Raw genomic sequence first — 13,206 nt, 5'->3', positions numbered from 1 at the left:
CACTTTGATCGCGGGATCCGCCTTCTGCAACTATTTTGTGGTGCATAAACTGCGCAGATCGCATGAGAACTCAGCGAAAAGGGCGAAAAAACAGCAGTCGGAAAAAAAGATCGCAAAAAGACTTGTGCTAAAAAATGGGATCCCTATAATGCGCCTCCGTTGACACGACAACGTGAATCACTTCACCAGATAGTCGCTTCAACGGAAGAGAAAAAATCCTGAAATTGAGGGTTGACTCTGAAAGAGGAAAGCGTAATATACGCCACCTCGCGACAGAGCGCTGAAGCGCGTCGCAACTGCTCTTTAACAATTTATCAGACAATCTGTGTGGGCACTCAGGTGACATGGATTCTTAATGTCCTCGGACACTAAATGAATACCAAGTCTCACGGGTGAACACGTAATTCATTACGGTTTAATTCGATGAGCATCAAACTTTAAATTGAAGAGTTTGATCATGGCTCAGATTGAACGCTGGCGGCAGGCCTAACACATGCAAGTCGAACGGTAACAGGAAGCAGCTTGCTGCTTTGCTGACGAGTGGCGGACGGGTGAGTAATGTCTGGGAAACTGCCTGATGGAGGGGGATAACTACTGGAAACGGTAGCTAATACCGCATAACGTCGCAAGACCAAAGAGGGGGACCTTCGGGCCTCTTGCCATCAGATGTGCCCAGATGGGATTAGCTAGTAGGTGGGGTAACGGCTCACCTAGGCGACGATCCCTAGCTGGTCTGAGAGGATGACCAGCCACACTGGAACTGAGACACGGTCCAGACTCCTACGGGAGGCAGCAGTGGGGAATATTGCACAATGGGCGCAAGCCTGATGCAGCCATGCCGCGTGTATGAAGAAGGCCTTCGGGTTGTAAAGTACTTTCAGCGGGGAGGAAGGCGATGCGGTTAATAACCGCGTCGATTGACGTTACCCGCAGAAGAAGCACCGGCTAACTCCGTGCCAGCAGCCGCGGTAATACGGAGGGTGCAAGCGTTAATCGGAATTACTGGGCGTAAAGCGCACGCAGGCGGTCTGTCAAGTCGGATGTGAAATCCCCGGGCTCAACCTGGGAACTGCATCCGAAACTGGCAGGCTTGAGTCTCGTAGAGGGGGGTAGAATTCCAGGTGTAGCGGTGAAATGCGTAGAGATCTGGAGGAATACCGGTGGCGAAGGCGGCCCCCTGGACGAAGACTGACGCTCAGGTGCGAAAGCGTGGGGAGCAAACAGGATTAGATACCCTGGTAGTCCACGCCGTAAACGATGTCGACTTGGAGGTTGTGCCCTTGAGGCGTGGCTTCCGGAGCTAACGCGTTAAGTCGACCGCCTGGGGAGTACGGCCGCAAGGTTAAAACTCAAATGAATTGACGGGGGCCCGCACAAGCGGTGGAGCATGTGGTTTAATTCGATGCAACGCGAAGAACCTTACCTGGTCTTGACATCCACAGAACTTTCCAGAGATGGATTGGTGCCTTCGGGAACTGTGAGACAGGTGCTGCATGGCTGTCGTCAGCTCGTGTTGTGAAATGTTGGGTTAAGTCCCGCAACGAGCGCAACCCTTATCCTTTGTTGCCAGCGGTTAGGCCGGGAACTCAAAGGAGACTGCCAGTGATAAACTGGAGGAAGGTGGGGATGACGTCAAGTCATCATGGCCCTTACGACCAGGGCTACACACGTGCTACAATGGCGCATACAAAGAGAAGCGACCTCGCGAGAGCAAGCGGACCTCATAAAGTGCGTCGTAGTCCGGATTGGAGTCTGCAACTCGACTCCATGAAGTCGGAATCGCTAGTAATCGTGAATCAGAATGTCACGGTGAATACGTTCCCGGGCCTTGTACACACCGCCCGTCACACCATGGGAGTGGGTTGCAAAAGAAGTAGGTAGCTTAACCTTCGGGAGGGCGCTTACCACTTTGTGATTCATGACTGGGGTGAAGTCGTAACAAGGTAACCGTAGGGGAACCTGCGGTTGGATCACCTCCTTACCTTAAAGAACCTTTCCCTGTAGTGTCCACACAGATTGTCTGATGAAAAGTAAATAGCAAGGCGTCTTGCGAGTGAGACTTTGTGTCCCCTTCGTCTAGAGGCCCAGGACACCGCCCTTTCACGGCGGTAACAGGGGTTCGAATCCCCTAGGGGACGCCACTTGCTGGTCTGTGAGTGAAAGTCACCTGCCGATGTATCTCAAACCTGATTCCTGTGTGAACAGCGAGTCATGTCTGAGATATTTGCTCTTTAAAAATCTGGATCAAGCTGAAAATTGAAACACTGAACAATGCGAATTGTTCTGTGAGTCTCTCAAATTTTCGCAACTTAAGATGTTTTACGAAACATCTTCGGGTTGTGAGGTTAAGCGACTAAGCGTACACGGTGGATGCCCTGGCAGTCAGAGGCGATGAAGGACGTGCTAATCTGCGAAAAGCGCCGGTAAGGTGATATGAACCGTTACAGCCGGCGATGTCCGAATGGGGAAACCCAGTGCAATCCGTTGCACTATCGTTAACTGAATACATAGGTTAACGAGGCGAACCGGGGGAACTGAAACATCTAAGTACCCCGAGGAAAAGAAATCAACCGAGATTCCCCCAGTAGCGGCGAGCGAACGGGGAACAGCCCAGAGCCTGAATCAGCCTGAGTGTTAGTGGAAGCGTCTGGAAAGTCGCGCGATACAGGGTGACAGCCCCGTACACAAAAGCACTCTGGCTGTGAGCTCGATGAGTAGGGCGGGACACGTGGTATCCTGTCTGAATATGGGGGGACCATCCTCCAAGGCTAAATACTCCTGACTGACCGATAGTGAACCAGTACCGTGAGGGAAAGGCGAAAAGAACCCCGGCGAGGGGAGTGAAAAAGAACCTGAAACCGTGTACGTACAAGCAGTGGGAGCCTCTTTATGGGGTGACTGCGTACCTTTTGTATAATGGGTCAGCGACTTATATTCTGTAGCAAGGTTAACCGTATAGGGGAGCCGAAGGGAAACCGAGTCTTAACTGGGCGTTAAGTTGCAGGGTATAGACCCGAAACCCGGTGATCTAGCCATGGGCAGGTTGAAGGTTGGGTAACACTAACTGGAGGACCGAACCGACTAATGTTGAAAAATTAGCGGATGACCTGTGGCTGGGGGTGAAAGGCCAATCAAACCGGGAGATAGCTGGTTCTCCCCGAAAGCTATTTAGGTAGCGCCTCGTGAATTCATCTCCGGGGGTAGAGCACTGTTTCGGCTAGGGGGCCATCCCGGCTTACCAACCCGATGCAAACTACGAATACCGGAGAATGTTATCACGGGAGACACACGGCGGGTGCTAACGTCCGTCGTGAAGAGGGAAACAACCCAGACCGCCAGCTAAGGTCCCAAAGTCATGGTTAAGTGGGAAACGATGTGGGAAGGCCCAGACAGCCAGGATGTTGGCTTAGAAGCAGCCATCATTTAAAGAAAGCGTAATAGCTCACTGGTCGAGTCGGCCTGCGCGGAAGATGTAACGGGGCTAAACCATGCACCGAAGCTGCGGCAGCGACACTATGTGTTGTTGGGTAGGGGAGCGTTCTGTAAGCCTGCGAAGGTGTGCTGTGAGGCATGCTGGAGGTATCAGAAGTGCGAATGCTGACATAAGTAACGATAAAGCGGGTGAAAAGCCCGCTCGCCGGAAGACCAAGGGTTCCTGTCCAACGTTAATCGGGGCAGGGTGAGTCGACCCCTAAGGCGAGGCCGAAAGGCGTAGTCGATGGGAAACAGGTTAATATTCCTGTACTTGGTGTTACTGCGAAGGGGGGACGGAGAAGGCTATGTCGGCCGGGCGACGGTTGTCCCGGTTTAAGCGTGTAGGTGTGTGTTCCAGGTAAATCCGGTTCACTCTAACACTGAGGCGTGATGACGAGGCACTACGGTGCTGAAGTGACAAATGCCCTGCTTCCAGGAAAAGCCTCTAAGCATCAGGTAACACGAAATCGTACCCCAAACCGACACAGGTGGTCAGGTAGAGAATACCAAGGCGCTTGAGAGAACTCGGGTGAAGGAACTAGGCAAAATGGTGCCGTAACTTCGGGAGAAGGCACGCTGGTGCGTAGGTGAAGTGACTTGCTCACGGAGCTGAAACCAGTCGAAGATACCAGCTGGCTGCAACTGTTTATTAAAAACACAGCACTGTGCAAACACGAAAGTGGACGTATACGGTGTGACGCCTGCCCGGTGCCGGAAGGTTAATTGATGGGGTCAACCGCAAGGTGAAGCTCTTGATCGAAGCCCCGGTAAACGGCGGCCGTAACTATAACGGTCCTAAGGTAGCGAAATTCCTTGTCGGGTAAGTTCCGACCTGCACGAATGGCGTAATGATGGCCAGGCTGTCTCCACCCGAGACTCAGTGAAATTGAACTCGCTGTGAAGATGCAGTGTACCCGCGGCAAGACGGAAAGACCCCGTGAACCTTTACTATAGCTTGACACTGAACATTGAGCCTTGATGTGTAGGATAGGTGGGAGGCTTTGAAGCGTGGACGCCAGTCTGCGTGGAGCCAACCTTGAAATACCACCCTTTAATGTTTGATGTTCTAACGTGGACCCGTGATCCGGGTTGCGGACAGTGTCTGGTGGGTAGTTTGACTGGGGCGGTCTCCTCCTAAAGCGTAACGGAGGAGCACGAAGGTCAGCTAATCCTGGTCGGACATCAGGAGGTTAGTGCAATGGCATAAGCTGGCTTGACTGCGAGCGTGACGGCGCGAGCAGGTGCGAAAGCAGGTCATAGTGATCCGGTGGTTCTGAATGGAAGGGCCATCGCTCAACGGATAAAAGGTACTCCGGGGATAACAGGCTGATACCGCCCAAGAGTTCATATCGACGGCGGTGTTTGGCACCTCGATGTCGGCTCATCACATCCTGGGGCTGAAGTAGGTCCCAAGGGTATGGCTGTTCGCCATTTAAAGTGGTACGCGAGCTGGGTTTAGAACGTCGTGAGACAGTTCGGTCCCTATCTGCCGTGGGCGCTGGAGAATTGAGGGGGGCTGCTCCTAGTACGAGAGGACCGGAGTGGACGCATCACTGGTGTTCGGGTTGTCATGCCAATGGCACTGCCCGGTAGCTAAATGCGGAAGAGATAAGTGCTGAAAGCATCTAAGCACGAAACTTGCCCCGAGATGAGTTCTCCCTGAGACTTTAAGTCTCCTGAAGGAACGTTGAAGACGACGACGTTGATAGGCCGGGTGTGTAAGCGCAGCGATGCGTTGAGCTAACCGGTACTAATGAACCGTGAGGCTTAACCTTACAACGCCGAAGATGTTTTGGCGTGAGAGACAGATTTTCAGCTGATACCAGATTAGTTGTGCGGCGACATGCGGCATGACAACAGAATTTGCCTGGCGGCAACAGCGCGGTGGTCCCACCTGACCCCATGCCGAACTCAGAAGTGAAACGCCGTAGCGCCGATGGTAGTGTGGGGTCTCCCCATGCGAGAGTAGGGAACTGCCAGGCATCAAATTTAGTGTGCTGATATGGCTCAGTTGGTAGAGCGCACCCTTGGTAAGGGTGAGGTCCCCAGTTCGACTCTGGGTATCAGCACCAGTTATAACGGTTAAAGTTCGGCAATAAGAAAAGAATTTGCCTGGCGGCACTAGCGCGGTGGTCCCACCTGACCCCATGCCGAACTCAGAAGTGAAACGCCGTAGCGCCGATGGTAGTGTGGGGTCTCCCCATGCGAGAGTAGGGAACTGCCAGGCATCAAACAAAGCAGAAGGCCTCGTCGAAAGACGGGGCCTTTTGTCATTCTGGATCCAGCTAAACCCGACGATAAAAAAGGCCACCCACCGGGTAGCCTGAACAAAAAGTACAACAAAATCAGTGGATAACCTGCGATAAGAACGCGCGTGTACGCTCTGATTTCGGCTGTGCAAAGAATTCGTCAGGCGCTGCCTGCTCTACGATCTCGCCGCGATCCATAAAGATTACCCGGTCCGCGACGGTGCGGGCAAAGCCCATCTCATGGGTCACGCACAGCATCGTCATACCCGACTGCGCAAGCCCAATCATGGTATCAAGCACCTCTTTGACCATTTCCGGATCCAGCGCTGAAGTAGGCTCATCGAAAAGCATAATTTTTGGCTTCATACAGAGCGAGCGCGCAATCGCGACGCGCTGCTGCTGCCCACCCGAAATCTGCCCCGGAAATTTATGCGCATGCTCGGCAATGCGTACCCGCTCCAGATAGTGCATTGCCAGCGCTTCCGCCTCCTTCTTCGGCATCTTGCGCACCCAAATTGGTGCCAGCGTACAGTTCTGCAGAACGGTCAGATGGGGAAAAAGATTGAAGTGCTGGAAAACCATCCCCACTTCCTGACGAATCTTCTCGATATTGCGAATATCTTCATTCAGCTCAATACCGTCGACTACAATACGCCCTTGCTGATGCTCTTCCAGGTGGTTGATACAGCGAATAGTAGTCGACTTCCCTGACCCTGACGGCCCACAAAGTACGATCCTCTCCCCCTGCTTCACATGCAGATTAATATCTTTCAACACATGGAATTGCCCGTACCACTTATTCACATTCTCGAGCGTGATCATCGCGTCGCCAGATTGCATTGTTGTATTACTCATCATCATCCTCAGTGCGGTGTACGCCCGGTGTTAAAGCGCTTCTCCAAATGCTGGCTATAGCGCGACATACTAAAACAGAAAACCCAATAAACTAACGCAGCAAACACATACCCTTCCGTCGACATCCCAAGCCAGGCGGGATCGACCGTCGCCTGCTGCACGCTGCTAAAGAGATCAAACAGACCGATAATGATTACCAGGCTAGTATCTTTAAACAGCGCGATAATGGTGTTCACCAGCCCCGGGATCACCAGTTTTAACGCCTGCGGCAGGATCACCAGCCCCTGTGTTTTCCAGTAGCCCAGCGCCAGCGACTCAGCGGCTTCGTACTGCCCCTTTGGCAATGCCTGTAACCCGCCACGCACCACTTCCGCCACATAGGCAGACTGGAAGAGGATCACCCCAACCAGCGCGCGAATGAGCTTATCGATAGTGGTGCCTTCAGCCATAAACAGCGGCAGCATCACCGACGACATAAACAGCACTGTAATCAGTGGTACGCCACGCCAAAACTCGATAAACATAACCGACAGGATCCGCACCACCGGCATTGTCGAGCGGCGGCCTAGTGCGAGTAAGATCCCCAGCGGTAGGGCGCCGGCAATACCGACCGAGGCGATAATCAGCGTCAGCGTCAGGCCGCCCCACTGGCGTGTCTCAACGCGCTCCAGGCCAAGAAAGCCGCCAAACATCAGCCACCAGACAACCAGCGGATAGAGCACCGCCCAGCAGGCAATGTAGCGCCCGCGTCGCGGCAGCCCTTTCCAGAACATCGGCATAATAGAGAGCAGGCCAACAACCAGCGCCAGGTTGATACGCCAGCGCTGGTCGTGCGGGTAGAGCCCATACATAAACTGGCCGAAGCGTTGGTGGATAAAGACCCAGCAGGCGCCCGCTTTGGTGCAGTCTGCGCGCGTCGAACCAACCCAGTTCGCCTGGAACAGCACCCACTGCAGCAGCGGCGGGATAAGCTCCCACATCATCCACAGACAAAAGAGCGTCAGCAGCGAGTTTGACCAGCTTGAAAAGAGATTTTTACGCACCCACAGCAGCATGCCGTTATTTCCCGAGGGCAGCGGGCGCGTGGAGGGCGACACAATAGCTTTTGTCATCATTGATCCTCAGCGCTCAATCAGGGCAATACGGCGGTTATAGATATTCATCAGTAGCGAAATAGCGAGGCTGATAAGCAGATAGACCGACATCGTAATGGCGATGGTTTCAATCGCCTGACCGGTCTGGTTCAGCACCGTACCGGCAAACAGCGACACCATATCGGGGTAGCCAATCGCCGCCGCCAGCGATGAGTTCTTTGCAATATTGAGATACTGGCTGGTCAGCGGTGGAATGATCACCCGCAGCGCCTGGGGAATAATCACTTGCCGCAGCGTGACCGGATGGGGTAGCCCAAGTGAGCGCGCTGCTTCATGCTGCCCGTGCGGTACAGACTGGATACCGGCGCGAATAATCTCGGCGATAAAGGCGGAGGTATAAACCGAAAGCGCGATAGTCAGCGCTGCCAACTCCGGGATCAGCACCATGCCACCGCGGAAGTTAAAACCGCGCAGCTGCGGCACTTCCCAATGCAGCGCCGCCCCAAACAGCGCATGCGCCATCAGCGGCAATACAATAATCAGCCCCAGCGCAGCAGGCCAGGTTCGCCGCAACTGACCGGTTTTGACCTGGTGTGCTTTGTTAAAGCGAAACAGGCCAACGATAAGTGCCGCCGCTAATGCCAGCGCGCCGACAAAGGCAAGCATTCCTTCGCCCATTTGCGGAGAGGGGATATAGAGGCCACGGTTGCTGAGAAAGACCAGCTCCATGGCATTTACCGCCTGACGCGGGCCGGGCAGATTGCGCAGCACCGCAAAGTACCAGAAGAAGATCTGCAACAGCGGCGGGATATTGCGAAAGGTCTCGATATAGATCGTCGACAGCTTTCGCAGCAGCCAGTTTTCAGAGAGCCTGGCAAGCCCGAGGAAGAAGCCCAGCAGTGAGGCGAAAACAATACAGAGCGCCGAGACCAGCAGCGTATTGAGTAAACCGACCAGGAAGACCCGTCCGTAGGAATCACCCTGCTCATAATCAATCAGATGCTGAACAATGCCAAAGCCGGCCGCGCGGTCAAGGAAGGCGAAGCCGGAGGTAATTCCCCGGTTGTTGAGGTTAGTCACCGCGTTATGGAGCAAATAGAGGGCAACAACGACCACGGCGATAATCGCCAGGATTTGAAACAGCCAGGCGCGAACCGCAGGGTTTGAAAGGGAGAGCGCGCCTTTCACGGTTGGGCGGCGATGGGGCATAGAGAAAACCTCAGTAACCATAATTCTGGGCTGGGCGTCACCGCAGAGTGACGCCCGTTACGGCAGCGGCGAATTAACGCACCGGCGGAGCGTACTGAATCCCGCCGTTGTTCCAGAGGTTGTTCTGGCCACGTTTGATTTTCAGCGGGCTTTCAGAACCGACGTTACGTTCGAAGACTTCGGAGTAGTTACCGACCTTCTTAATAATGTTGTAAGCCCACTTATTATCGAGTTTAAGATCTTTGCCGAAATCACCCTCTTTCCCGAGCAGGTGCGCCATATCCGGCGTTGCAGGGTTAGCCACTTTCTCATCAACGTTCTTCGAGGTAATGCCCATCTCTTCCGCATTCAGCATGGCGAAGAGCGTCCAGCGCACGATAGCGAACCAGTCATCGTCACCGCGGCGTACCACGGGGCCGAGCGGCTCTTTCGATATCACTTCCGGCAAGACGATCCACTCTGCCGGGTTGCTCAACTTGATACGCAGCGCATAGAGTTGAGACTGATCGGAGGCCAGCGTATCGCAGCGGCCAGACTCCAGCGCCTTCGCCGACTCGTCAGAGCGATCAAACGTCACCGGGGTGTAACTCATTTTGTTGGATTTAAAGTAATCCGCCACGTTCAGCTCGGTATCAGTACCTGCCTGAATACAAACGGTTGCGCCATCAAGCTCTTTTGCGCTTTTCAGGCCCGCTTTGTTATGGGTCAGGAAGCCAATGCCGTCATAGTAGGTCACGCCGGTAAAGGAGAGCCCCATCCCGCCATCGCGTGAGGAGGTCCAGGTGGTGTTGCGCGAGAGCATGTCCACTTCACCGGATTGCAGCGCGGTAAAACGCTCCTTCGCCGTCAGCGGGGTATATTTCACTTTGCTGTCGTCGCCGAAAAGGGCAGCGGCAACGCCACGGCAGATATCTACGTCGATACCGGAAAATTTACCGTTTGCGTCCGCATAAGAGAAACCAGGTAAACCATCACTGATCCCGCACTGAACAAACCCTTTCTTTTTGACAGCATCAAGCGTAGTACCTGCATGCGCCTGACCGGCGACAGCAAACAGCACGCCGGCAGCAGCCAGGCTGGCGATCATCATCTTTTTCATAAGGCATCCTGTGTGGCGAAAATTATCGTTATATGGGGCGTCCGGGTAACGCCTGAACCTGTCTGTGGCGAAGGCCGCAGTGGATAAAGCAAAGGTGATGCCAGGTTGGTGTATGCAGGGTATTTAAGGAATACAAACAGGTTTCAGGATGAGTGTAGACAGGAAAGTGCGGAAGCAATGCCCCGGACTGGTGCAAAAATAGAACCCACTCCACAAAATGGAGCAAAACAGCGCCATTAATTTGCTATTTCAGCCAGACAAGTTTCGCAGGTGAATATAAGCATTAAATAGGATGAGGTTATTTTGTGAATGTAATCATGTAAGAGAAACAACTGCGTTGAAATGAGGAAATGAAATATAAAAAAACGATGCTTATAACGGGAGTTGATGCACGTTTTCGATAGAAAAAATGGCGAAGTGAGAATTTACTGCACCGTTATAAAGCAAAAGCGCGGAAAACCGCGCTTAAGAGGATTATTTGGTGAGAGCCACAATACCGAGCGTTAAGCCGGCAAGGGCTGCCGCGCCACCGGCAATCGCGCCTGCTGTTTCCCAGTTATCCTGCGTGGTGCCTTTCATGCAAGTGTTGGTATGTACCAGGCGGCCCTGATCGTCATAGACCGGTACGCAAGGGGAGTCATGCGCACAGCCCGCGAGGAAGGTTGCCAGCAGGGCGACGGAGATCATTTTTTTCATTGTCATTACCTCTATGTAACGGCGACTCCTGATATCAACAGTCGCAATATCTGGTCTGTATCTATTTCTTGATTTTATCATTCAGTAAAACGGATTCATCGGGGCAATAATGTCCAAATATGTCCTGTGTAAACTTAATGAAGTTAGAAACGCTATTTAAGCGAAATTGTGCAGAAATTATGGAGATGAGATAAATAAAAGTGAGATTAAGAAAACAGGAAGATAAAAACAGCGTTTAAAAACCGCAACCCGCTTTTAAAGGCATGAGAATAATCTAATTTGTCACTGACGTAAAATAAAAGCGCCCGCAGACGCCTTTATTTAATCCTCAAACTTCACGACACTTTTTCGACTGGCATGAAGTTATTCCCCTGAGCGGTAATGGTTTCTGCACTTACCGGCTTACCTAACAGATAACCCTGCAGCGTATTACAGCCCAATTCAGTGAGAAATGCCTGCTGCTGTTCCGTCTCAACGCCTTCAGCGACAACTTTGAGGTTCAGCGTTCTGGCTAACGCGACAATCGCGGAAACAATCGTGGCATCTTCACCTTCCTGGCCCAGCTCGCGGACAAACGCGCGATCGATCTTAAGCTCGCACGCCGGCAGACGCTTAAGGTAAAGCAGACTTGAGTAACCGGTCCCGAAGTCATCAATTGACGCTTTCACGCCCGCGTCGCTCAGTTCGGTTAATACCCGCACGCTCTCGTCGGGGTTACTCATCGCTGTTGTTTCAGTTACTTCCAGAATTAGCTGCTCAGGCGGAACATTATGTCTGCTCAGCGTGCCCAGAATAGTTTCTACCAGCGCGCTATGCTCAAACTGTAACGTCGAGAGGTTTACGGCTATCGTCCACTCCGTGTGGCCCTGCTGGCGCCATTCGCTGAGCTGGCGACAAGCCTCATCGATTATCCAGTCACCGAGCGGAACGATCAGACCGGTTTTCTCCGCCAGTGGCAAAAAGAGATCCGGGCTCAATACACCCTGATGGGGGTGGTGCCAGCGCAACAGCGCCTCAAATCCGACAACCGGCCCGGAAGGTGCCTGGAATTTAGGTTGGTAAACGAGGCGGAACTCCTTACGCTCCAGCGCCATCCACAAATCATTCAGCAGCTGCAGCTGGGTTTGCGCCAGCCGGTTCATTGAAGGCTGGAAGAAGTGATAGCCGTTACGGCCCATATGTTTTGTGTGATACATCGCTGCATCGGCGTTGAACATCAACTCGCGCTCATTTTTGCCATCGTCAGGGTAGAGCGCGATACCGATACTCAGTGTCACCATCACATCATAGGGATCAAGAGTAAAAGGGCGATCGACGGCGCGGATGAGCGAGCTGGCAATCGTCGCGGCATCGTCCGGTGCGGCAATCTCCGCCAGCAGCACAAACTCATCGCCACCAATGCGCGCCAGCGTATATTGCCCCTGAAGTTGCTGCGTGAGCCGCTCGGTCACCGCTACCAGCAACTTATCGCCGACATCGTGTCCCCACGCGTCGTTGACCGTCTTAAAGCCGTCGAGATCCATAAACATCAACGCAAACGCGCTCTCTTCACGGCGGGCTTTATTGATCGCCTGCTCAATGCGATCTTCCAGCAGGACGCGGTTTGGCAGGCGCGTTAAGGTGTCGTGCAGCGCCAGCCTCGCCAGCTCGCGGTTGGCCGCCGCAAGCGACGTGGCAAGCAGCGAGGTTCGCGCCTGTAAGCGGGCATCAAACATCGAAACCAGGAGGGTAATGCCGAGCACAGAAAAGGCCATCATACTCACCAGCACGGCGAGCCAGTTGTTATTGAAGCCGTGGTGCGCCATTGCAATGTGATGGTGCTGGAAGGGGATCTGTGCCGCCATCATCCCGGTGTAGTGCATACCGGTAATAGCAAGCCCCATTAAGATGGCCGCGCCAAAGCGCATAAGCGCAACCTGTGCCGCTTCGTGGCGCAGGCGGAAGGTGAGCCATAACGCGGCAAACGAGGCCGCGAGAGCAATGAGTATAGAGAGGGCAATCCAGCCTTTATGCCAGATAATTGGCGGCGAGACCTGTAGCGCCGCCATACCGGTGTAATGCATCGCGGCAATGCCAAGCCCCATCACGACAGAACCGGGAATAAGCCGTCGCAGGTGCAATTTTGGCGCGCTAACCAGCCACAGCGCAAAGAGCGAGGAGACGATAGCGATCGCCATTGATAAACCGGTAAGAACGGGCTCGTAGCGCATGTTCATCGACATATTCATCGCCAGCATGCCGATAAAGTGCATCGCCCAGATGCCGATGCCCATCGCCACGCCGCCGCCGCTCAGCCACACCCAGGAGGAGGCACCGCTGCTGGTGGAGACGCGTCCGGCCATATTCAGCGCGGTGTAAGAGGCCAAAATGGCTACAACAAACGAAACAACAACAAGGATATAGTCGTATTGGCTAACCAGCATGATGTCATCAACTCATTCACTAAGGGCGTTACGTATTGCTACGGTCATTGAGGCGAAAAGGGCTGAGACATTATCACTGTCTGGGGAGGGCTCAAAACGATTTAAAT

The 13,206-nt window shown here is 53.5% G+C and carries 6 protein-coding genes, 2 tRNA genes and 4 rRNA genes; 6 read left to right on the top strand and 6 right to left on the bottom strand.

Annotation, left to right across the window (positions count from 1 at the left end):
• Positions 1-439: 439 nt before the first annotated feature.
• From HF650_RS21545 to rrf (HF650_RS21520), 6 genes are all read left to right on the top strand, one after another.
• Positions 440-1,981 (top strand): 16S ribosomal RNA (locus HF650_RS21545).
• A gap of 84 nt (positions 1,982-2,065) precedes the next feature.
• Positions 2,066-2,141, top strand: a tRNA-Glu gene (locus tag HF650_RS21540).
• Between the two features lie 202 nt (positions 2,142-2,343).
• Positions 2,344-5,249: ribosomal RNA gene (locus HF650_RS21535) — 23S ribosomal RNA — on the top strand.
• 91 nt (positions 5,250-5,340) lie between these two features.
• A 5S ribosomal RNA gene (gene rrf / locus HF650_RS21530) occupies positions 5,341-5,456 on the top strand.
• Positions 5,457-5,470: 14 nt separating this feature from the next.
• Positions 5,471-5,546, top strand: a tRNA-Thr gene (locus tag HF650_RS21525).
• Between the two features lie 39 nt (positions 5,547-5,585).
• Positions 5,586-5,701 (top strand): 5S ribosomal RNA (gene rrf, locus HF650_RS21520).
• Together the 16S, 23S and 5S rRNA genes with 2 tRNA genes alongside form the textbook arrangement of a ribosomal RNA operon.
• A gap of 118 nt (positions 5,702-5,819) precedes the next feature.
• Here the strand turns inward: rrf (HF650_RS21520) and HF650_RS21515 are convergent.
• The 6 genes from HF650_RS21515 to HF650_RS21490 form a co-directional block, all read right to left on the bottom strand.
• Positions 5,820-6,578, bottom strand: coding sequence for an amino acid ABC transporter ATP-binding protein (locus HF650_RS21515; protein WP_054803019.1), 759 nt, complete (start codon positions 6,576-6,578; stop codon positions 5,820-5,822).
• An 8-nt stretch (positions 6,579-6,586) separates the two neighbouring features.
• Positions 6,587-7,690 (bottom strand): amino acid ABC transporter permease, encoded by a 1,104-nt coding sequence (locus HF650_RS21510; RefSeq protein WP_187802785.1) that lies wholly within the window; start codon positions 7,688-7,690, stop codon positions 6,587-6,589.
• 9 nt (positions 7,691-7,699) lie between these two features.
• The gene (locus HF650_RS21505) at positions 7,700-8,881 is read right to left on the bottom strand and encodes an amino acid ABC transporter permease (RefSeq protein WP_187800297.1); all 1,182 of its coding nucleotides are present in this window, start codon (positions 8,879-8,881) and stop codon (positions 7,700-7,702) included.
• Positions 8,882-8,954: 73 nt separating this feature from the next.
• The gene (locus HF650_RS21500; RefSeq protein ID WP_187800296.1) at positions 8,955-9,980 is read right to left on the bottom strand and encodes an amino acid ABC transporter substrate-binding protein; all 1,026 of its coding nucleotides are present in this window, start codon (positions 9,978-9,980) and stop codon (positions 8,955-8,957) included.
• A gap of 474 nt (positions 9,981-10,454) precedes the next feature.
• Positions 10,455-10,676, bottom strand: coding sequence for a lipoprotein (locus HF650_RS21495; protein WP_187800295.1), 222 nt, complete (start codon positions 10,674-10,676; stop codon positions 10,455-10,457).
• Between the two features lie 335 nt (positions 10,677-11,011).
• Positions 11,012-13,099, bottom strand: coding sequence for an EAL domain-containing protein (locus HF650_RS21490; RefSeq protein ID WP_187800294.1), 2,088 nt, complete (start codon positions 13,097-13,099; stop codon positions 11,012-11,014).
• Positions 13,100-13,206: the final 107 nt, after the last annotated feature.

This window comes from Kosakonia sp. SMBL-WEM22 (assembly GCF_014490785.1).
GTDB lineage: Bacteria > Pseudomonadota > Gammaproteobacteria > Enterobacterales > Enterobacteriaceae > Kosakonia.
The sequence above is the reverse complement of the archived record's forward strand: the minus strand, read 5'-3'. Positions and strand labels throughout refer to the sequence as shown.